The following is a 20,594-nucleotide window of genomic DNA, read 5'->3' as shown; positions in this document are numbered from 1 at the left end:
CGCGGGCCGGACGCCGCGGCGGAGGAGCGGGGGCGGGCGCGCGGGGCAGCGCGTGGAACGGAACGGGACACCTCACTCCCCGCTCCCCCGCTTCTGCTCTACCGTGAGTCGTCTCGGCCACCGCACTCGGGGAGAACCAGGATCTTGCGCACCCATCTCGCCACAACCGCCCTTCTCTGCACCGTCGTTCTCGCCGGAGCGGTGGCGTGCGAGCCCACGGACGGCTCGGCGCCGGGCGGCTCCGGCGGCACGTCGGCACCGGCCGACCCGGCCGGGAGCGCGCCACCGAAGGACGACGGGCGCGCCGGGGAACACCTCACGGTGCCGGACGTCGTGGGCATGGGGCTGCAGTCGGCCCAGGACAGGGCCCAGGAGACCGGCTTCCTCGCGCTCAGGTCGCACGACGCCCTCGGCAGGGGGCGGATGCAGGCCTTCGACCGCAACTGGAAGGTGTGCAACCAGACCCCGGCGGCCGGCACCCGCGCACCGTCCGACACCCGCCTCGACTTCGGCGCGGTGAAGCTCCGCGAGGAGTGCCCGGCCAAGGAGGGGAGCGCACCGTCCACCGACGACGGGAGGATGCCCGACTTCAGGGGGAAGTCGGTCAAGGCGGCCCGGCACGCACTCGGTTCGAGCGCGTCCCTCACGGTGGACGACGCGTCGGGGCGGGACCGGATGGTGCTGGTGGAGTCCAACTGGCAGGTCTGTACGCAGAGCCCGGCCGCCGGGGCCGCGGCAAACGGACAGCCGGTGGCACTCACGGCGGTCAAGTTCGGTGAGTCCTGCCCCTAGTGACCTGAGTCAGAGATATTCGGGGAGTTCTCGCGAGCCGCCCGGCGTGCCGGAGGCCGGATGTCGGCAGGCCGGGCCGGACCTGCCGGCCGCACGGCATCCGGCTGATGGCCGCGATCTGCCGACGGGTCTCCGACTCAGGTCACTGGGGTCTTTCGTTTGGATCGGGCCGGATCAGGGGGCGGGGTCCGGTGCCGTGCGTCGCGATGCGGAGGAGGGAGTCGGGGCGGAGCCCTGGCGGCCGACGACAACGCGGTGAGGTGCGGTGCCAGGTCCCGCGAGCCCGGCATGATCCAAACGAGCGGCCCCAGTGCTGTGACCGGGAGCGTCCGGCGGGGTGGGTGGCGCGTCGCCCACCTGCGGATATCCCAGTTCGGAGGGGCGGGGCGGTCCTCGATGACCACCTGGATCGGGCGCCGTCCGGGCGGGCCGCGCGGATCGATCGCAGAGCGGCCGGTGCTCCAGCCGAAGATCGGGATCTCGATGGTGAGGGCTGCCGAGGGGACAGGTGGCCGGCGTCGGTCGCCCGGAAGCGATCGGCCACGCCATCGGGGGCGTCGGTTCCCTCTCCGCCTACCCGGGGCCGCCGAGGCGGAGGGCGTCCCTCATCCCGCCGAGCTTCGCGGTCGTCGCCGGGGTCCACTCCCTCGCCTGTCCGCCGAGACGGAGGGCATCGTCGATCTCGTGGAGCTTCGCGGAGGACAGGACGCCCGCCCGCTCGATCAGGTCGTCCCGGGACACGGTGGTCAGCCATGTGCAAGGGGTGAGACCCGGACGCGGGAACGCGCACCGCAGCACGCCTTCGAAGGGAAGTCCTTCCCTGGCGCCGACTCGCACTTCGACACCCAGGCCGCCGATGTCGACGCCGGCCGGAGCGACTACCTGCATCGCCCGGATCCCGGACGCGTCGTCCACCGACAGCAGTACGACCAGCCGCCGCTCGTCGAACTCGACCCACCAGACTTCGCCACGTTGCACATGCCCTCCCGGCACAGGACGGCAGGCGAACGCCGCGCGCCCCTGACGCACTGTGGAGACGGGTGCCGCCACCGTTGACCAGCGGCGTGCGAAGACACACGATCACGCGGTGGCCGCAGGGCACAGCGTAGTCCCCGCCCGTCGGCAGGAGGCGTTCGAGGGCCTGATGAGCCGGATCGAAGGGCGGTTCGCACGGCCCGAACCCCGTTGTCGTGCCCGCCAGTTGGGACTCGGCCCACTGTCGGACCCGCCGCGCGGGTACTGCCGGACCATCACCGAGTTGGACGGAGGGAGAACCCCGGACGGCCTGCGGCACCTGCCCGGGCGGGCCAAGCGGGAGCCGGCCAGGTCCGCGACGACGCGCCTGACTACGTGGAGGAGCACCCGCACGACGACCAGGCGGTACCGGCAGCCGCCGAGACCGGCCCCCGCAACCGGACGACTCCCCTCCCCGCAGGACCGCGTAGCCTGAGGTCCCGTGATCGTATGGCTCAATGGCACCCACGGCGCGGGCAAGACGACGACGAGTCTCCTCGTTCAGCAACTGATTCCGGATTCCCGGGTGTTCGACGCCGAGAAGGTGGGCGAGACACTCATGGACATCACACCGGGGCTGCCCGCGACGGACAACTTCCAGCACTGGCCACCGTGGCGGCCGCTCGTGGTCGAGACCGCCCGCCGCGTCCTCGACTACACCGGCGGCACCCTGGTGGTGCCCATGACGGTCCTGGTCGAGCGGTACTGGCGCGAGATCGGCGCGGGCCTCGCCCGGTACGGCATCCCCGTCCGGCACTTCGTCCTCCACGCCGACCAGGAGACCCTCCGCCGACGCATCGCGGGCGACACCGTCCTCGGACCCGATTCCCCGTTCCGGCTCCGGCACCTCGAACCCTACGCGGAGGCGGCCCGCACGTGGCTGCACGCCGAGGCCGAGGTCGTGGACACCACACACCTCAGCCCCGCCCGGACCGCCCGGCGGATCGCGGAGGCACTCGGCACCGGGAGGAACGAGACCCTCGCCCGTCCGGCGCCACCGCCCCACGGGTGACGAAGGCCCCGCCCCCGCTCCCGCCCGGCGGTCGTCGTGGATCGGCACCCGTTCCGTGCCGAACCGCGGCGGGTGTCCGTCGCCCCCGTTCCGCACCACACAGCACTCCTTCCGGAGGAATTCGCCCGACCATGGCGCTCCTTGTCCCCGCCTTCCTGCTCCTGCTCCTGCTCTGCGGCTGGTTCGGATACGGCCTGCTGCCGCTGCGACGGCAGAACTCCTACCTCGCCGGCCCCGACACCCCGTTGCGGCAGGCGTGCGAGGCCGCCGCCCGAGGGCGCTGGGAACCCGCCGCCCGGCTCTTCGAGGACGCCGGCCAGGACTGGGAGCGCCGCTCCCTGTACGCCCAGCGGTTGGGGTACATCGCCGCCAGGAGGAGCGACCGTTGGCTGAAGGCCTGGGAGGAGGCCCGCCCCGGTGATCCGGACGCCGCGCTCGTGGTGGCACGGGCCAGGATCGCGTACGCCTGGAAGTTGCGCGGCCAGGCAAGGGCGCGCTACACGTCGCGGCGCCGGTTCGAGGGATTCCACCGGGAGTTGCACGCCTCGCGGGAGGAGATCGGGCGGGCCCTGGCCCTCAACCCGGACGATCCCACCCCGCTCGTCGCCGACATCTGGAGGGGGCTCGGACTGGGCCGCGGCAACCGGGAGATGCGGGTTCTGTGGTCCGAGATCACGTCCCGGGCACCGCATCACTTCGAAGCGCACACCAGTGCCCTCCAGTACTGGACCGCGAAATGGCGCGGATCGAGGCGCCTCGCACGGGAGTTCGCCGAGAAGTCGGCCGCCGGTGCGCCGCCGGGGAGCCTCCTGGCCGTGCTGCCGGTGATCGCCTGGTACGAGAACCATGCGTACGAGCTGGGCCGGGCCGGATTTCGCAGCCCGTCGGTACGCGCACTGGTCGACGCGGCGCTCGCCGACGCGGCACTCGCCGACCCCGATCACCCGAGACTCCCGGAAGTGCGGCACCTGTTGGCGTACTTCCTCCACCAACAGGGCCGGTACAGGGCGGCGAGGGAACAGTTCCGCCATGTCGACGGCTTCACGGAGGCACTCCCGTGGCGGTATTCGTACATGAAGCCGCTCCATTACCGAGCGGTCCGCACGAAGACGGGCCGCAAGGCACTCATGGAACGGCGGCCTCGCTGACCACCGGGCCGAGGCCGACGGTGGTCCGCTCGCCCTGACGGCGTCGACCGGCGGACCGGCCGCCGCTCGCGCGTGATCACGGTCGGAGCGCGGGGGTCCGGGGGATCCGTACGGAGGCGTCACGTGGCCGCGGTGGTGAGGGGCCCGTTGTCGGAGCGCGGAGGCGGGCCGCCGCCGTGTACCGGGGGCGTCCGGCGGCAGGGGCGGTGGTCCGGGCCGGCGGTGGCCCTCGCCGTTCCCGGCGGGGGCCGTCGCTGCGACAAGTCCTTTGCCGGGGGCGCCGGCGGCGGGTAGCGTCGCCCGCCATGACTCCCTCGCTGCGCAGCGACCGGCTGCTCCTCGAGCCGTATGTGCCCGCCGATGAAGATGACTTCGTCGCGCTGTTCGCGGATGCCCGGGTGTCCCGGTGGATGGGCGACGGGCCACGGCCCGAGGCCGAGTACCGCGCCGTGTTCGCCCGTGTCTTCACGCACGCCTATGGGAGCGAGGGCTTCGACGTCTGGGCCGTGCGCCTGGACGGCCGCCTGGTGGGGCACGCGGAGATCAAGCCCTCGAAGTCCGTCGAGGGACACGAACTGGTGTACTGCCTCCTCCCCGAGGTGTGGGGGCGGGGCCTGGGCACCGAACTCGCGCGGACGGTCGTCGCCCACGGTTTCGCCGCGCTGGGCCTGGAGCGGGTCCACGCGACCGTGGCGGCGCCGAACGCCGCGTCGCTGGCGGCACTGCGCAGGATCGGGTTCCGCCACGTCCGGGACATCACCGAGGACGACGGGAGCATCACCCGGCTCCTCTCCCTCGACCGCGCGGATCGGTAGTCCGGCCCGGGGCACGCCGGAGCGCGAGGGGACATGTCCGTGCCCCGGCACGGGTCCGGCACGGGTCCGGTCCGGTCCGGCACGGGTCCGGCACGACCCGGCACGGCGCGGCCCGGTCGTCGTGCCCCCCGTTCCGGGTGCCCGGCCGTAGCCTGGGGAGCATGGGTGATCTCTTTCTGGTGCGGCACGGGGAGACCGAGTGGTCGCGGGCCGGGCGGCACACCGGGCTGACGGACGTGCCGCTGACCGAGACCGGGCGCGAACAGGCCCGTGCCCTGGTGCCGTTCATCCGGTCGCACCGGATCGGGGCCGCCCTCGTCAGTCCCTCCCAGCGGACCCGGGAGACGGCGGAGCTGATCGGAGTGCCCGGCGCGCGGATCGAGCCGGACCTGCACGAGTGGGACTACGGCGGCTACGAGGGTGTGACCACGTTCGCCATCCACCGCACCCGGCCGGACTGGTTCCTGTTCACGGACGGTGTCCCCGCCGGGCCACCCGGGCATCCCGGGGAGAGCCCCGAGCAGGTCGGCGAGCGGGCCGACCGGGTACTGGCCACCGTGGACGCCGCCTTCGCCGACACCGAGGGGTGCGTGGTGCTGGTGGCCCACGGGCACTTCCTGCGCGTGCTGACCGCGCGCCACCTGGGGCTGCCCCCGTCGCACGGCGCGATGTTCCAACTGGGCACCGGGACCCTGTGCCGGCTGGGCACGGAGCACGGGCGGCCGGTGATCGCCGCCTGGAATGTCCGACCCCCGTCGTAGGCTCGCGGACGAGGGAAGGGAGGAGTCCGTGACACGACCGCCGACCGCCGCCCAGCGGCGGGTGATCGACGCCGCCGAGCCCGGCACCGGCCGGCTTCGGGGCACGAGGACGCAGCTCGCGGCGCTGGTGGCGCGGGGGCTCGCCTTCCGCCATCCCCGGCCGCCGCACGACTGCTTCCTGACCCCGGCGGGGCACCGTCTGCGCGAGGCGGGCGACGGGGCGGACGCCCCGGAGGGGTCCGCGCCTCCCGCCGGTGCCCCGGGCACCGCCTCCGCCCCGCCTTCCGGCTCCGGCTCCGGCTCCGGCTCCAGTTCCGGCTCGGACGGCGTGTTCGCCGCCCGGGTCGGCGGTGAGGAGCGGCCGCCGGAGGCCGGTGCGGCCGCCCGGCTGCGCGAGGTGCGCGGCGCCTGGCAGGGCCTGCTGGAGCTGCGCCGGATGACCCGGTCCGACGGCTCCCCGGAGCTGCCCTGCGACTGGGAGCGTGCCCATCTGGTGCGGGCCGCCGCGCTCGCCCTGGAGGCGGCCGGGCACCGGCCCGCGGCCGGCGCGGACGGCGACGGCTACCGGGTGCGGGCGACACCGCAGCCCGAGGCCGTCGCCGTGTACGAGGCCGACCCCGGCGCCCGGCGGGCCTGCGCGGAGACGCTGGAGGCGGCGGGCTGGCACGTCGGGGAGCACACCGAGCCGCGTACGCGGGTGCGTTGGCTGCTGGCCTCCCCGCGCAAGGTGTGACGGACCGCCGTGACAGGATCGGGAGGCCAGCGCGTCGACGAGAGAGGCAGCAACCGGTGAGCGAGCCATTTTCCGTTCCGGTGACCGTCCGCGGGTACGAGACGGACACCCAGGGGCACCTGAACCAGGCCGTCTATCTGAACTACGCCGAGCACGCCCGCTGGGCGCTCCTGCAGTCGGCCGGGATCCGGCAGGCCGATCTGGTCGCCCGGGGTGTGGGGCCCGTCGCCCTGGAGACGACCATCCGTTTCCGGAGCGAACTGGTCGCCGGTGACGAGGTGGAGGTGACCTGCGCCTTCGAGTGGGGCGAGGGCAAGACCTTCCGGATCGGGCAGGTCATCCGCAAGGCGGACGGCACGGTCGCCGCCGAGATCGAGGCCGTGGGCGGTCTCATGGACCTCGGGGTCCGCAAGCTGCTGACCGAGCCCGGGAAGCGGCTGGCCGAACTGGCCTCGGACCCGGCGGCGTTCGGCCAGTAGCGACGGGGCACACCTCTGCTCGGCGGAGCGACTCCGCCCGGTGGGGCACCTCCGCTCAGCCGGCGCCTCCGCCTCGTAGGGCACCTCCACACCCGTGGGGCACCTCCACACCGTGGGGCGGGCCGGTGGGCGCGGACGCACCGGTGGCGAAGCTTCCGCCCGCTTCCGTCAACCCGCCCACCCGACCACCCGTCCCTCGCGGCCTCGTGCCGCCGCACGCGAGCCGGACGCCCCGCTCGCGCGTCCGCCGTGGCCGTACCCGCCGGACACCGGGGCGCGGGACCGGCACCCGCCCGGGAGCGGGTTCGGCTCCCCCGCCCCACGCGCGGCACCGCGCCCCGCCCAACCGGCGCCCCGGCCCCCCGGGTATCGCCCGCTGCGCGGGCCCGACGCCCCGGGCGTCCGCCTCAGCCCCCGGTGGCGAGACGGGCGAGCCGTCGGGCCTCGTCCCGGGTGGTGCGGGCGACGGCGTCCTCGTCGAGGGTGAGCAGCCGTCCGTTCTCGACGATCTGCCGTCCCCCGACGAACGAGGCGGTGACCGGGGCGGCGGCGCCGAGGACGAGGGCCGCGACCGGGTCCGCGATGGAGGCGTGGGCGAGGGTGTCCATCCGCCAGAGCACCAGGTCGGCGAGCTTGCCGCGCTCCAGGGAGCCGGTCTCGGCGGCCCGGCCGAGGACCCGGGCCCCGCCGTGGGTGCCCAGGCGCAGCGCGTTCCGGGCGGTCAGGGCGGCCTGCCGGTGGGCGCCGAGCCGGTTGATGAGCAGGGCGTTGCGCAGTTCGGTGTGGAGTTCGCCGGACTCGTTGGAGGCGGTGCCGTCGACACCGAGGCCGACGGGGACCCCCGCGGCGAGCAGGTCGGGGACCCGGGCGATCCCCGCGGCCAGGCGGGCGTTGGACGACGGGCAGTGGGCGACGCCGGTGCCGGTCCTGGCGAAGGCGGCGATGTCGGCGTCGTTCATGTGGACGCAGTGGGCCATCCACACGTCCTCGCCGAGCCAGCCGGTGGACTCGAAGTAGTCGGTGGGGCCCATGCCGAAGCGCGCGTGGCAGTACTCCTCCTCCTCGACGGTCTCCGAGCCGTGGGTGTGCAGCCGTACACCGAGGTCGCGGGCCAACTCGGCCGACCGGAGCATCAGTTCGGTGGAGACGGAGAACGGGGAGCAGGGGGCGACGGCGATCCGGACGAGGGCGCCGGAGGAGGCGTCGTGGTGTTCGGCGACGGTGGCGGCGGTGGCGGCCAGGGCGTCGTCGGGGCTCTCCACGGCGAAGTCCGGGGGCAGTCCGCCGTCGGACTCGCCGCGGTCCATGGAGCCGCGGGCGAGGGTGAGCCGGACGCCGGTCTCGCGGGCGGCGCGGATGACGGCGCCGGACAGGTCGCCCGCGCCGCGCGGGTGGACGTAGTGGTGGTCCATGGCGGTGGTGACACCGCCCCGGGCCATCATGGCGAGGGAGCCCTGCGCGGCGGCGTGGACCATGGGCTCGTCGATGCGGGCCCAGACGGGGTAGAGGGCGACGAGCCAGTCGAAGAGGTGGTGGTCGGTGGCCAGGCCCCGGGTGATCCACTGGTAGAAGTGGTGGTGGGTGTTGACCAGGCCGGGGGTGGCCAGGTGTCCGGTCGCGTCGATGCGGCGCACGACGCCCGTCAGCCCCTCGGGGGCCCGTCCGGGGCCGACGGACTCGATCCGGTCCCCGGCGACGACCAGATGGCCGGAGGCGTACTCGGTGTCGTGGGCGTCCACGGTGGCGACGGCGCAGTTCTCGATGACGACGCGCTCGGCCGGCGGTGATGCGGCCATGCTGGCTCCTTGTCCTTCGGTGCGGGCCCGTCGGCGGTGCGGGCGCCCATGGCGCACGGCGGTGCCCCGGGCCTGGGGGGCGGTTCCGGGACCACCGGGCCCCGGCTGCCCGGACCGCGATGCGGCGGCCGGGTCCCGCAGCCGCCTCGGTGCCGGGAGCGGCCCGGCGGCTGCGGAGGGAGACGGCCGGGTCCGGGGAGGTGAGGGACCCGGCGGGCTGGAGGGAAGAGGAACCCGGCGGGCTCGGGGGGGGTCCCGGCGGGACGGTCAGAGGGTGGTGAGGTCGGCGGGGATGCGGGCCTCGCACCCGGCGCGGAGCACGGTGCCCTCGATCAGCCCGTAGGGACGGTCGGCGGCGAAGTACACCTCGTTGTCGTTCCCGAGCCCGAAGGGCTCCAGGTCGACCAGGAAGTGGTGGCTGTTGGGGAGGGAGAAGCGGACCTCGTCGATCTCGGCCCGGTGGTCGATGATCCGCGCGCCCATCTGGTAGAGGGTCTGCTGGAGCGAGAGCGAGTAGGTCTCGGCGAAGGCCCGGAGGAGGTGCGTCCTGACCTGCGCGTAGGAGTTCTCCCAGTCGGGCGCCTCCTGGGTGTCGTGGGTCCAGTTGAACCGCCAGCGGCCGGAGACCGAGGTGGCGAGGACGCGGTCGTGGGCCTCCTGGAGGGTGGTGTACCCGTCCCTGGCGAACCCCCGGAACTCCGAGTGGGTCGAGTTCAGCACCGTCAGGTCCCTGAGTCCCGAGACCACCTCCCAGCTGCCGCCGTCGTAGGTGATCTGCGCGGTGCGGACCTCCTGGCCCCTGCGGACGAAGGAGTGCCCCGTCCCCCCGGCGCCGTCCGGCGAGCCGGGCCCCGTCCCGGAGGCGGTGACGCGCTCCCAGGCGTACTCCTCGACGCGGACGCGGGCACGGTGCACCGGCTCCCGCGAGGTGACGAAGTGCCGGGCGAGGTGGATGCCGAACTGCTCGGCGGACGCGATGCCGTGCTCCTTGGCGAAGACGAACACGGTGTTCTTGACGGTGTCGGTGGGCAGGACGTGGGCGTTGGAGCCGGAGTGGTGGACGTCGTCCAGGTCGCCGGAGAGGGCTACGGAGACGTTCAGGTCCTTGATGTGGTGGGTGGCGCCGTCCCGGGTGATCCGGACGACGCGGTTCTCCGCCTTGCCGTACTGGTTCTGGCCCAGCGTCACGGGACGGGCGGTGCGGGGGTCGACGGCCATGTGTCTGCCAGGGCCTTTCTCTCGGGTCTCTCGGGTCTCTCGGGTCTCTCGGGTGGTGTCGCGGCCGGAGGCGGGGGACGTACCGGGCCGGCGTGCGGGCGCCCCGGCACGCCGGCGCGGGACCCCGCGCCCTCGGCGGGCGCCGGAGGAAGCGTTCAGCTCCCCCGGTACACGGAGTAGCCGAACGGGCTGAGCAGCAGCGGTACGTGGTAGTGCTCGCCGGGGACGACGGCGAAGGTGACCGCCACCTCCGGGAAGAACACCCCCGCCGCGCCGTCCCGCTCCGTGAGGGCGTCCCGGCCGGGGGCGGCGGCCCCTCGGGTCCCGGCCCGCCCCGTCCGGTCCCGCTCGGCGTACGGCTCCACGGCGAAGTCGAGCCGTACGTGGGTGGTGCCCTCCGGCACGGCGGGCAGGGCCGCGCAGCGCCCGTCCGGGCCGGTGGCACCGCCGCCGAGGCCCCGCCAGTCGGCCGTGCGCCCGGCGCGGGCGGAGAGCCGGACGGCGATGCCCCGGGCGGGGCGGCCGGTGCCGGTGTCCAGGACGTGCGTGGAGACGGAGGCGGTGGCGCCGCTCATGCGGGGGCGTCCTGTCCGACGAGCCGCCCCAGGCGGAGGCGGTTGATCCGCCCCAGCTCGCGGCGGACGACCTCCCGCTCCCGTTCGGGCGGGTTGCCGATCCGCTCCCTGGCCGCGTCCCGCAGCTCCGCGCCGGTCCGGCCGGCGGCGCAGACGAGGAGGACGTGGCCGAACTTCTCCCGGTAGGCGCGGTTGAGCGCGAGCATCTCCTCCCGGAGCGCCCCGGGGGCACCGGACATGCCGGACTGTTCACGGACGGAGACCGGATCGCCCGGCGGGGGGCTGCCGATCGGCGGGTGCGCCGCCAGCGCCGCGGCGAGGTCCTCCGCCGTGAGCCCGGCCGTGGCGGCGTCGGACGCCGCGTACAGATCCTCGGCGGTGGTGAAGGGCCGTGCGGCGAGCAGACGCCGGGCCCAGGCCGGGGCGGCGCACACCTCGTGGAGCACGGCGAGCGCCGCGGACTCCTCCAGGGCGTTGATGCGGGCCGGGCCCGGCGCGGGAAGGGACGTCACGGCAGCCTCCGTGGCCTCGGGCTGAAGGGGCGTGCCGACAGCTAACGCCCCACGGGGCGGACCGTCAACAGTCTGTTGAACATTGGCCGCGGGACCGGCCACCGCCCGGCGACCGGGGTGGGCCCGCACTCGGGGCCACGGGCGGGGACCCGAGGGGAACACGCCGGGAGTGCGACGCAACGCCGTCGCCCGCGCGGGGAGTTCGAGGCGGCACCCCGGCGGAGCCGCGGCCGAGCCACGCCGGGCACGCCGGGCACACCGGGCACGCCGGGCACGCCGGGGATCAGATCCCCTTCTCCCGGTTGAGGTAGTTGTAGACGGTGAAGCGGCTGACCCCGAGGGCCCCGGCGACGGTCTCCACGCCGTGCCGCACGGTGAACGCGCCGCGCGCCTCCAGGGTCCGTACGACCTCCTGCTTGGCCTTGCGGTCCAGTTCCGCGAGGGGCCTGCCGTGCCGGCGCTCCATCGCGGTCAGTATCCGGCCGAGCGAGTCGGCCAGCCGGGGCAGGCGCACGGCGGCCACGTCGGCGCCCTCCCAGGACAGCAGCACGTCCTCGGCGCCGGCCGCGCCCGGAGGGAGGAGTTCACCGCCGACGGCGTCGACGAGGGGCTTGACCGCCGCGAGGAACGAGTCCCGCCCGGTGCCGGTCACCGCCCCTCCTCCCCGGCCACGTTGACCTGGAAGGAGATCCGGGTGGCGCCCGCCGCCAGGGTCCTGCGCAGCAGCGCGTCCACGGTGGCCAGCACCTGGTCGGCGCCGCCCTCGACGGTGTTGCCGAACGGGCCGACGTCGACCGTGTCCAGCCCGGCGCCCTCCACCACCCGGCGGGCGACGGCCGCGTGCGCGGGCACCTCGTCGAGGTCGAAGGGTTCGGTCGTGAACTCCACTCTCAATCGCACCCGGTCAACCTAACGCCCGGTGACCGTTTCCGCCGCCCCCTTCCGAGAAGCCCGGAATCCCGGCGATATCCTTCCGTGGAGCAGAATGCGTACGCCGCCACGCGGAAGCGTCCAGGACGGAAGGGAGCGTGGCCACCATGCCGGGATTCGACCCCGACGGAGCCGCCGGCCACCGGTTCGACGTCAACCTGTCGATCCTCTTCACCGAACTCCCGCTCCTGGAACGCCCGGCGGCGGCCGCCGCGGCCGGGTTCACCGAGGTCGAGCTGTGGTGGCCCTGGCCCGGCACCCCCACTCCCCCGCGCTCCCGGCTCGACGCCCTGCGCACGGCGGTCGAGACCGCCGGGGTCCGACTCGTCGGCCTGAACTTCTACGCCGGGCTGCTGCCCGGACCGGACCGGGGCGCCCTGTCGGTGCCGGGCGCGGAGTCGGACCGCTTCCGCGCCAACGTCGACGTCGTCGCGGAGTTCGCCGGATCGCTGGGCTGCACCGCGCTCAACGCCCTGTACGGGAACCGGATCCCGGGCATGGACCCGGCCGCGCAGGACGAACTGGCCCTGGAGAACCTGGTGTCGGCCGCACGGGCCGCCGACGGGATCGGGGCGGCCCTGCTCGTCGAGGCGCTCAACTCCACCGACTCCCCGCACTACCCGCTGGTCTCCGCCGAGGCCGCGGTGGCGGTCGCGGACCGGGTCAACGAGGCCACCGGGCTGGGCAACGCCGCCTTCCTGATGGACCTCTACCATCTCGCCGTGAACGGTGCGGACCTGGAACGGGTGATCGACCGGTACGCCGGGCGGACCGGTCATGTGCAGATCGCCGACCACCCCGGCCGGGGCGTCCCGGGCACCGGCACACTGCCCCTGGCGGAGCTGCTCGCCCGGCTGCGCGGGGCCGGTTACGGGGGCCGGGTCGGCCTGGAGTACCTGCCGGTCGGACGGCGCTCCGCCGACGCCTTCGACTGGCTCCCCCGCGAGGCCCGCGCCGCCCGCTGACCGGCTCCCCGCGCCGGGACGGCCCCGGTCCGCGCGGCGCCGGTTCCTCCCGCCGCCGGCCCCGGCCGGTCGCGGGCCGGCCCGGCGCTACGCCCCGTGGTTCTCCCGCAGTTCGACCTTGCGGACCTTCCCGGAGACGGTCATCGGGAAGGAGTCGAGGTTGGTCACCTCGCTCGGCACCTTGTAGTGCGCGAGCCGCCCGGCGCAGTGGGCCCGCACCTCCTCCAGGGTGAGCGGATCGGCGGGGTCGCGCGGGATGACGCAGGCGAGGACCGCCTCGCCGTACCGCTCGTGCGGCACGCCGACCACCTGGACGTCGGCGATCTTCGGGTGGCCGTGGAGGAACTCCTCGATCTCGCGCGGGTAGATGTTCTCCCCGCCCCGGATGATCATGTCCTTGATCCGGCCGACGATCTCCACGTAGCCGTCCTCGCGCATCACGGCCAGGTCGCCGGTGTGCATCCAGCGGCCGGGGTCGATGGCCTCGGCCGTCCGCCCGGGCTCGTCCCAGTAGCCGAGCATCACGCTGTAGCCGCGGGTGCGCAGTTCACCCGTGGTGCCGCGGGCGACGGTGACGCCGGTGGCCGGGTCGGCGACCTTGACCTCGATGTGCGGCAGGACGCGGCCGACGGTGCCGGTGCGGTGCTCCAGGTCGTCGTCGATCCGGGTCTGGAGGGAGACCGGGGAGGTCTCGGTCATGCCGTAGCAGATGGACACCTCCGCCATGTGCATCTCCGAGACCACCCGCCTCATCACCTCCACCGGGCAGGGCGAGCCCGCCATGATCCCGGTGCGCAGCGAGGAGAGGTCGTAGGAGGCGAAGTCCGGCAGGTCCAGCTCGGCGATGAACATCGTCGGCACCCCGTACAGGGAGGTGCAGCGCTCCCGCCGCACCGCCTCCAGTGTGGCCGCCGGGTCGAAGGAGGGGGCGGGGATGACGACGCAGGCCCCGTGGGAGGTGGCGCCCAGATTGCCCATCACCATGCCGAAGCAGTGGTAGAAGGGGACGGGCAGGCAAATCCGGTCCTCCTCCGTGTAGCCGACCGTACGGCCCACCCAGTAGCCGTTGTTGAGGATGTTGTGGTGGGAGAGGGTGGCCCCCTTGGGGAAGCCGGTGGTGCCGGAGGTGTACTGGATGTTGACCGGGTCGTCGCAGCTCAGTTCGGCGGCCGCCGCGGCCGTCCGCCCGGGCGGCACCGCGGCGGCTCCGGCGGTCAGCGCGTCCCAGGACGGGTCGCCGATGTAGACGGTCTCGCGCAGCGCCGGGCAGCGCCCGCGGACCTCCTCGACGATGGCCCGGTAGTCGCTGCTCCGGTGGGCGAGCGAGGCGACCAGCAGACTGATCCCGGACTGCCGGAGGACGTACTCCACCTCGTGCGCCCGGTAGGCCGGATTGACGTTCACCATGATGACGCCGATGCGGGCGGTGGCGTACTGGACGAGGACCCACTCGGGGCAGTTGACCGCCCAGATGCCGACCCGGTCGCCCTTGACGAGGCCCTTGGCGAGCAGTCCGCGCGCCACCTCGTCGACGGCGGCGCCGAACTCGGCGTAGGTCCAGCGGCGTCCGGAGGGCACGTCGACGAGGGCCTCGCGGCCGGGGTGGGCCGCGACGGCGCGGTCCAGGTTGGCGCCGATGGTGTCGCCGAGGAGCGGGTGGGTGCTGGTCCCGTGGGCGTAGGACGGCCGGGCGGTCACCGGAAGTCCTCCTCGCGGTACTCGGTCACCGAACCGGCGGCGGTCGCCTCGCGCAGCTCGATGCGGCGGATCTTGCCGGAGACGGTCTTGGGCAGGTCCCCGAACTCCAGGCGCCGGACGCGCTTGTAGGGGGCGAGGGCGGCGCGGGAGTGCTCGAACAGGACCTTCGCCGTGTCCGGGCCCGGCTCCCAGCCCGCCGCCAGCACCACGTACGCCTTCGGCACGGCCAGGCGCAGCGGGTCCGGCGCCGGGACGACGGCGGCCTCCGCGACGGCCTCGTGCTCCAGCAGGGCGCTCTCCAGCTCGAACGGGGAGATCTTGTAGTCGGACGCCTTGAACACGTCGTCGGCCCGCCCGACGTACGTCAGATAGCCGTCGGCGTCGCGGGACCCGATGTCGCCGGTGCGGTAGTAACCGCCCGCCATGGCCTCGGCGGTGCGGTCGGCGTCGCCGTGGTAGCCGGTCATCAGGCCGACGGGGCGGTCGGAGAGGTCGAGGGCGATCTCGCCCTCGTGGACGCCCGCGGCCCCGCTGACCGGGTCCAGGAGTTCGACCCGGAAGCCGGGGCTGGGGCGGCCCATGGAACCGGACTTGAGCGCCTGGCCGGGGCTGTTGGAGATCTGCACGGCCGTCTCGGTCTGCCCGAAGCCGTCCCGGACGGTCACCCCCCAGGCGCGCCGGATCTGTTCGATGACCTCGGGGTTGAGCGGTTCGCCCGCGGCGACGATCTCCCGGGGCGGGGTGGCCAGCCGGGACAGGTCGGCCTGGATCAGCATGCGCCAGACGGTGGGCGGGGCGCAGAAGGTGGTGACGCCCGCGCGGTCCATCTCGGCCATCAGCCGGGACGGGTCGAAGCGGGTGTAGTTGTGGATGAAGACCGTCGCCTCCGCGTTCCACGGCGCGAACAGATTGGACCAGGCGTGCTTGGCCCAGCCCGGCGAGGAGATGTTCAGGTGCACGTCGCCCGGCTTCAGCCCGATCCAGTACATGGTCGCCAGATGACCCACGGGGTACGAGGCGTGGGTGTGCTCGACCAGCTTGGGGCGGGCGGTGGTGCCCGAGGTGAAGTACAGCATCAGCGGGTCGTCCGCCCGGGTGGCGCCGTCGGGGGCGAACCGCGCGGCCGCCGTGTACACCTCCTCGTAGGGCAGCCAGCCGTCCACCGGGGCGCCGCCGACCGCGATCCTGGTGAAGTCGCCGGGCACGTCGGCGAAGGTGGCGGTGTCCTCGGCGCGGGCGATCACATGGCGGACCCGGCCCCGCTCCACCCGGTCGCGCAGGTCGGCGGCGCCGAGCAGGGTGGTGGCCGGGATGACGACGGCGCGCAGCTTCATCGCCGCGAGGGCGGTCTCCCACAGCTCCACCTGGTTGCCGAGCATGACCAGGACCCGGTCCTCGGCACCGACGCCCCACTCGCGCAGCCGGTTCGCCACCCGGTCGGACCGCTCGGACATCTGCGCGAAGGAGACCCGCGTCTCGGAGCCGTCCTCCTCGACGATGTGCAGGGCGGTGCGCTCGTTGCCCGCCGCGATGACGTCGAACCAGTCCAGGGCCCAGTTGAAGTACGGGGGGCGGGGCCAGGTGAAGCCCTCGTAGGCCGCGGTGTAGTCCTCGCGGTGCTCCAGCAGGAAGTCCCGCGCGTCGCGGAAGAGCTGCGTCGCCGTCGTCATCTGTCCTCCTCGGTGCCGGGCCTTGCCGCGCGGCTCTGCCATCGTGTAATCCGTGACGAAGGTCTCACTACCCCCGAACGGGGGGGGTGTGCCCCGGACAGAGCGGGAAGAGGGCGGAACGGGTGGCGACGGCGGCCGACACGGCGGAGATCCGCGGCGCACTGGCGCGGCTGCGGCGGGCGACCGGGCTGCCGGTCGCCTTCGGCGGGGTGGTGGAGCCCGGCCGGCGGCAGATCCGCATCAGCGAACTGAGCGGCACCTCGACCGGTGCGCTGAGCGCCCTCGCGGTGACCTCCGGCAACGGGCTGGGCGGCAAGGCCGTGGCGCTCACCCGGCCGTGCGCCGTCGCCGACTACTCCGCCTCCCGGCGGATCAGCCACGAGTACGACCTGCCCGTCGCCGCCGAGGGCCTGCGCTCGGTGCTGGCCGTACCCGTGGTGGTGCGGCGCCGGGTGCGCGGGGTGCTGTACGGGGCGCTGCGGACGGCCGAGCCGCTGGGCGACCGGATCCTGAGCGCGGCGGTGGAGACGGCGCGGGACGTGGAGCAGGCGCTGGTGGTGCGGGACGAGGCGGCGGAGCTGCTGGCCGCGGCACGGCCGGGGCCGGGGCCCGGCGGGGCGGACACGGCGGCCTGGGAGCAGGTGCGGGAGGCCCACGCCGCCCTGCGGGCCCTGGCGCCGCGGATCGACGACCCGGCGGTGCGGGACGAGCTGCTGCGCGCCTGCGGCCTGCTGACGGCGGACCCCGGGCCCGGTCACCCCGCGCTGCCGGCGCCCCGCGAGATCGACGTCCTGGTCCGCGTCGCCGCCGGGGACACCAACGCGATCGCCGCGGAGCGGCTGGGGCTCGGGACGGAGACGGTCAAGAGCTACCTCCGCTCGGCCATGCGGAAGCTGGGCGCCAGGACCCGCGGCGAGGCGGTGGCGGCGGCCCGCCGGGGCGGCTGGCTTCCGTAGCCACGGGGCCCCGGGCCTCCGGGGGGCGGGGAGCGGTGCGGGTGCCGAGGGGCGGCCCCTACGGGGCGGCGGAGTGGTGCTGCCCGGCGAGCGCGTTCCCCACGGGTACGGAGGAGCGCCCGCCCGGCGGGGGTGCCCCTGCGGCGCGGGGGCGCGCCCGCGCGCCAGGGGTGCCCACGGGGCCGTGGGGCGGGTTCCGGGGCCGGGACCGGCACCCGTGGGCGCGGTCGCGGGAGGCGACGGGGTGTTCGGTTTTGCCGGTTTGTTATTCGGGTCACGTTCTCCGGGTCTGCTTGAGGGGATGGGCCGCTGCCTAGTATTGGCCCGAACACGACGGCGGAGGGAGCGGTGCGCGTGGGAGGGGACGTCCAGGAGCCCGCCGGGGGCCCTTCCGACCTGGTCACCGACCTGCTCATCGGCCGTGAGGAGCCCTGCGCCGCCGCCCGGGAGCAGCTCGACCGCGGCGGCAGCGTCCTGCTCTACGGCCCCGCCGGGATCGGCAAGTCGACCGTGCTGCGCGCCCTGGCCGCCGAGCACGCCCGCGACGCCCGCGCCGTGCTGCGCTGCTCGGCCACCGAGACCGAGTCCCACCTCCCCTTCCTCGCCCTCGCCGACCTCCTCGGCACCGTCCTGGACGGCGTGGCCGACGCGCTCCCCGCCGCGCAGCGCACCGCGCTGGAGTCGGCGCTCACCGGGCGCGGCGAGTCCACCCTGCAACGGGACGGGCTGGCCCTGCGGCTCGCCGTGCTGTCCACGCTGCGCGCGCTCGCCGCGGAGGGCCCGGTCCTGGTCGTCGCCGACGACCTGCAGTGGCTGGACCCGGCCAGCGCCGAGCTGCTCGGCTTCGCCGCCCGCCGCCTCGGCGACACCCGCGTGCGGCTGCTGTGCGCCGTACGGACCGAGGGGCCGGAGTCACGGGACGCCGAGTACCACCGGCACCTGCGGGCCTCCCCGCCGGACACCCTCGCGGTGCGGCTGGGGCCGCTGAGCCGCGCCCAGGTGTCCGCCCTGCTCGACCGGCGCGGCTACGCCGGGCTGCCCCGCTCCACGGTCCGGGACATCCACCGCACCAGCGGCGGCAACCCCCTCTTCGCCCTGGAACTGGGCCGCGCCCTGGCGGAGAGCCCCGCCGCGCCCCGCCCCGGCGAGCCCCTGCCGGTGCCGACCTCGCTGCGCGACCTGGTGCTCAGCCGGCTGGACATGCTCTCCGAGGAGACCCGCCGCACCCTCCTGGTGGCGAGCGCGGGCGCCCGGCCCACCCCGGCGCTGCTGCGCGCGGCGGGCCGGGAGCAGGCCGAGGCCGAGACGGCGCGGGCCGTGGAGCTGGGCCTGCTGACCACCGATCCGGAGGGCCCGACCCTGCGCTTCGCGCACCCCCTGATCTCCGCCGCGCTGTACGCCGAGGCACCCGCGCCGGAGCGGCGGGCGGTGCACGCGGCGCTGTCCACGGCGGCGTCCGACCCGATAGAGCGCGCCCGGCACCTGGCCCTGGCCACCACCGGCACCGACCCGGGCGTCGCCGCGCGGCTCGCCGGGGCCGCCGCCCTGGCCCGGGACCGGGGCGCGCCCGCGGTGGCCGCCGCGCTGGGCCTGCTCGCAGCCCGGCACACCCCGGCGGACGGCTGCCCCGGCCCGGACGGGCGCCGGGTGCTGGCCGCCGAGGACGCGATCCTCGCCGGTGAGGCCGACCTCGCCCGGGACATCGCCCGCGAGGTGCTGGCCCGGTCCACCGCGCCCGGCGAACGGGTGAGGGCCTGGATGGTCGTGATCGAGGCGGCCGGCCAGGCCATCGGCGAGGTCGACGCGGTCTTCCCGCAGGCCCTCGCCGACGCCGGTGAGGATCCCCGCCTGCTCGCCCTGGTCCACTACCAGCTCGCCTGGCGCGGCCTGGTCGTGCAGGGCGACTTCGCGCAGGGCCGCGACGAGGCGGCGCACGCGGCCGAGCTGGCCGCGCGGGCGCGGGACCGGCGCGCCGAGCTGATGGCGCTCGCCCTGCGCGCCCAGGCCGAGACCCTGATGGGACACCCGGACGCCCCGGAGACCATCCAGCGGGCGCTGCAGGAGCCGCAGGACCCGTGGGTGGCCTGCCACCACAACGGGGCGCGTTCGGCCCGGTTCCGCTGGCTGGTCATGGGCGACCGGCTGGCCGAGGCCCGCAACGCCGCGACCGACCTGCTGCGCGAGGCCCGGCGGCGGGGCATGGCCGAGAGCGAGGTGCACTTCGTGCGGCTGCTCGCCGAGACGGAACTGCACTCCGGGCACTGCGCCCGCGCGCTGGAACTGGCCCGGGAGAGCCTGACGCTGGCCCGGGACGCGGGGATCGGGGAGGGCGCGGGCGCCATGCAGGCGGCGCTGGCCGAGGCCGCGGGCGGCGACGTGGGCCGGGCGCTGGTGCTGGCCGGGGAGGCCGTGCGGCGGGCGGAGGAGGACGGCGACGCCGTCTACCTCTCGCGTGCCGTGGCGGCGCTGGGCCACGCCCGTCTGGTCGCGGGCGACGACGCCGCCGCCGTACGGGCGTTCCGCCGGGTGCAGGCGCTGGAGGCCGGGGCGGGCATCACCGACCCGGCGCGCGGCCGCTGGCAGGGCGATCTCGCGGAGGCGCTGGTGCGGATCGGGGAGCCCGCCGAGGCACAGGAGGTCATCGACGTGACCCGGGCGCACGCGCGTCGGCTGGGCCGCTCGGCGGTCCTGGCCGTGCTGGACCGCGCCGAGGCGCAGGTACGGGCGGCGCGGGGGCGGCACGGGGCGGCGGCGACCGAACTGGCGGCGGCCCGGGACCGGCTGGGCGCGCTGGGGTACGGGCTGGAGGAGGCGCGGGCGGCGTTCGCGCTGGCGCGGCTGCGGGCCGCGGAGCCCGATCCCGGGCAGGAGGCGTACGAGGAGGCGGCGCGGCTGTTCCGGCGATGTCGCGCGCTGCCGTGGCTGCGGCAGGTGGAGGCGGCGGTCGCGGACCGCGCCGCGCCGCCGACGGCGCCGGCGAAGGCCCCCCCGCCCGCCTGTCTGACCGAACTGGCCGCGATGGAGCGCCAGGTGGCCGGGCTGGTCATGGAGGGCGCCACCAACCGGGAGATAGCGGCCCGGCTGTTCATCAGCGTCAAGACGGTCGAGGCGACCCTCACCCGGGTCTACCGCAAGCTGGGCATCCGTTCCCGGGTCGACATCGTCCGGCTGGCCGCCACCCGCGGGCGCGACTGACGGCTCCACCGCCGGGCCCCACCGGCACGGCCGCCCGGGCCGACGGTCACCGCGCGTACGACCCAGCGGGTCCCGCGCCGCCCACAGCCGCCCGTCACCGCCGCCACGAGGCACCGGTCACGGGCTCACCGGCCGCCGGTCCCCGTTCCCACGGCCCACGGCCCACCGAACCGTCGGCGCACGGTCGACCAGCGCCACCGCCACGGCCAGGGCCACCGGTCGCGCCGTCCTCGGCCGACGGCCGCCGCCCGTGACCGACCGCCACCACCCCATGGGCCCCGTCCGCCGCCCGCGACCGGCCCGCACGGCCCCGGCCGCTCACCGG

Annotated in this window: 19 protein-coding genes and 1 pseudogene; 11 read left to right on the top strand and 9 right to left on the bottom strand. The window is 75.3% G+C overall.

Annotation, left to right across the window (positions count from 1 at the left end; genetic code table 11):
• Positions 1-144 precede the first annotated feature (144 nt).
• A complete protein-coding gene (locus ACZ7LB_RS08545) occupies positions 145-792 on the top strand; it encodes a PASTA domain-containing protein (protein WP_471466315.1) in 648 nt (215 codons plus the stop codon).
• A 573-nt stretch (positions 793-1,365) separates the two neighbouring features.
• On the opposite strand, the gene ACZ7LB_RS08540 is transcribed toward ACZ7LB_RS08545, so the two are convergent.
• Positions 1,366-1,770, bottom strand: a complete 405-nt coding sequence (locus tag ACZ7LB_RS08540) for a type II toxin-antitoxin system PemK/MazF family toxin (RefSeq protein WP_471466313.1) — start codon at positions 1,768-1,770, stop codon at positions 1,366-1,368.
• A gap of 109 nt (positions 1,771-1,879) precedes the next feature.
• Between ACZ7LB_RS08540 and ACZ7LB_RS08535 the strand changes: the two are divergent.
• From ACZ7LB_RS08535 to ACZ7LB_RS08505, 7 genes and pseudogenes are all read left to right on the top strand, one after another.
• Positions 1,880-2,214, top strand: a pseudogene (locus ACZ7LB_RS08535) (IS701 family transposase); the annotation flags it as partial.
• Between the two features lie 34 nt (positions 2,215-2,248).
• The gene (locus tag ACZ7LB_RS08530; RefSeq protein ID WP_471466311.1) at positions 2,249-2,818 is read left to right on the top strand and encodes an AAA family ATPase; all 570 of its coding nucleotides are present in this window, start codon (positions 2,249-2,251) and stop codon (positions 2,816-2,818) included.
• A gap of 131 nt (positions 2,819-2,949) precedes the next feature.
• Positions 2,950-3,966, top strand: a complete 1,017-nt coding sequence (locus ACZ7LB_RS08525; protein WP_471466618.1) for a hypothetical protein — start codon at positions 2,950-2,952, stop codon at positions 3,964-3,966.
• A 305-nt stretch (positions 3,967-4,271) separates the two neighbouring features.
• A complete protein-coding gene (locus ACZ7LB_RS08520; RefSeq protein WP_471466310.1) occupies positions 4,272-4,781 on the top strand; it encodes a GNAT family N-acetyltransferase in 510 nt (169 codons plus the stop codon).
• Positions 4,782-4,942: 161 nt separating this feature from the next.
• Positions 4,943-5,542, top strand: coding sequence for a histidine phosphatase family protein (locus ACZ7LB_RS08515; RefSeq protein ID WP_471466308.1), 600 nt, complete (start codon positions 4,943-4,945; stop codon positions 5,540-5,542).
• Positions 5,543-5,570: 28 nt separating this feature from the next.
• On the top strand, positions 5,571-6,275 hold the full coding sequence (locus tag ACZ7LB_RS08510; RefSeq protein WP_471466306.1) for a hypothetical protein: 705 nt from the start codon (positions 5,571-5,573) through the stop codon (positions 6,273-6,275).
• Positions 6,276-6,331: 56 nt separating this feature from the next.
• A complete protein-coding gene (locus tag ACZ7LB_RS08505) occupies positions 6,332-6,754 on the top strand; it encodes an acyl-CoA thioesterase (protein ID WP_471466304.1) in 423 nt (140 codons plus the stop codon).
• A gap of 407 nt (positions 6,755-7,161) precedes the next feature.
• Here the strand turns inward: ACZ7LB_RS08505 and ACZ7LB_RS08500 are convergent, their stop codons facing one another.
• The 6 genes from ACZ7LB_RS08500 to ACZ7LB_RS08475 form a co-directional block, all read right to left on the bottom strand.
• Entirely contained in the window at positions 7,162-8,550 is a 1,389-nt protein-coding gene (locus ACZ7LB_RS08500) for an 8-oxoguanine deaminase (RefSeq protein WP_471466303.1), read from the bottom strand.
• A gap of 267 nt (positions 8,551-8,817) precedes the next feature.
• Positions 8,818-9,768: a factor-independent urate hydroxylase gene (pucL, locus tag ACZ7LB_RS08495; RefSeq protein ID WP_471466302.1), complete on the bottom strand. Its 951-nt coding sequence runs from the start codon at positions 9,766-9,768 to the stop codon at positions 8,818-8,820.
• Between the two features lie 155 nt (positions 9,769-9,923).
• On the bottom strand, positions 9,924-10,343 hold the full coding sequence (locus ACZ7LB_RS08490; protein WP_471466301.1) for a hydroxyisourate hydrolase: 420 nt from the start codon (positions 10,341-10,343) through the stop codon (positions 9,924-9,926).
• Entirely contained in the window at positions 10,340-10,855 is a 516-nt protein-coding gene (gene uraD, locus ACZ7LB_RS08485; protein WP_471466300.1) for a 2-oxo-4-hydroxy-4-carboxy-5-ureidoimidazoline decarboxylase, read from the bottom strand. The genes ACZ7LB_RS08490 and uraD overlap by 4 nt, the downstream gene beginning before the upstream one ends.
• 283 nt (positions 10,856-11,138) lie before the next feature.
• A complete protein-coding gene (locus ACZ7LB_RS08480) occupies positions 11,139-11,507 on the bottom strand; it encodes a helix-turn-helix domain-containing protein (protein ID WP_471466299.1) in 369 nt (122 codons plus the stop codon).
• The gene (locus ACZ7LB_RS08475) at positions 11,504-11,755 is read right to left on the bottom strand and encodes a thiamine-binding protein (RefSeq protein ID WP_471466298.1); all 252 of its coding nucleotides are present in this window, start codon (positions 11,753-11,755) and stop codon (positions 11,504-11,506) included. The genes ACZ7LB_RS08480 and ACZ7LB_RS08475 overlap by 4 nt, the downstream gene beginning before the upstream one ends.
• A gap of 137 nt (positions 11,756-11,892) precedes the next feature.
• On the opposite strand from ACZ7LB_RS08475, the gene ACZ7LB_RS08470 reads away from it, so the two are divergent.
• Positions 11,893-12,750 (top strand): TIM barrel protein, encoded by an 858-nt coding sequence (locus tag ACZ7LB_RS08470; RefSeq protein ID WP_471466616.1) that lies wholly within the window; start codon positions 11,893-11,895, stop codon positions 12,748-12,750.
• Between the two features lie 87 nt (positions 12,751-12,837).
• On the opposite strand, the gene ACZ7LB_RS08465 is transcribed toward ACZ7LB_RS08470, so the two are convergent.
• Together ACZ7LB_RS08465 and ACZ7LB_RS08460 are read right to left on the bottom strand one after the other, a co-directional pair.
• Positions 12,838-14,448 carry an AMP-binding protein gene (locus tag ACZ7LB_RS08465; protein ID WP_471466297.1) on the bottom strand — a complete coding sequence of 537 codons (1,611 nt, stop codon included), beginning with the start codon at positions 14,446-14,448 and terminating at the stop codon, positions 12,838-12,840.
• Positions 14,445-16,118, bottom strand: a complete 1,674-nt coding sequence (locus ACZ7LB_RS08460; RefSeq protein WP_471466296.1) for an AMP-binding protein — start codon at positions 16,116-16,118, stop codon at positions 14,445-14,447. Before ACZ7LB_RS08460 ends, ACZ7LB_RS08465 begins: the two co-directional genes overlap by 4 nt.
• A 122-nt stretch (positions 16,119-16,240) precedes the next feature.
• Here ACZ7LB_RS08460 and ACZ7LB_RS08455 point away from each other — a divergent pair, with 122 nt between their 5' ends.
• Both ACZ7LB_RS08455 and ACZ7LB_RS08450 read left to right on the top strand, forming a co-directional pair.
• Complete coding sequence (locus tag ACZ7LB_RS08455) at positions 16,241-17,074, top strand: helix-turn-helix transcriptional regulator (RefSeq protein WP_471466295.1); 834 nt, start codon at positions 16,241-16,243, stop codon at positions 17,072-17,074.
• A 354-nt stretch (positions 17,075-17,428) separates the two neighbouring features.
• The gene (locus ACZ7LB_RS08450; RefSeq protein WP_471466294.1) at positions 17,429-20,269 is read left to right on the top strand and encodes an AAA family ATPase; all 2,841 of its coding nucleotides are present in this window, start codon (positions 17,429-17,431) and stop codon (positions 20,267-20,269) included.
• Positions 20,270-20,594: the final 325 nt, after the last annotated feature.

The sequence above is a fragment of the Streptomyces sp. NPDC107521 genome, from assembly GCF_055598485.1.
Note: the sequence above shows the minus strand (reverse complement) of the source record. Positions and strands in the feature narration are given on the sequence as shown.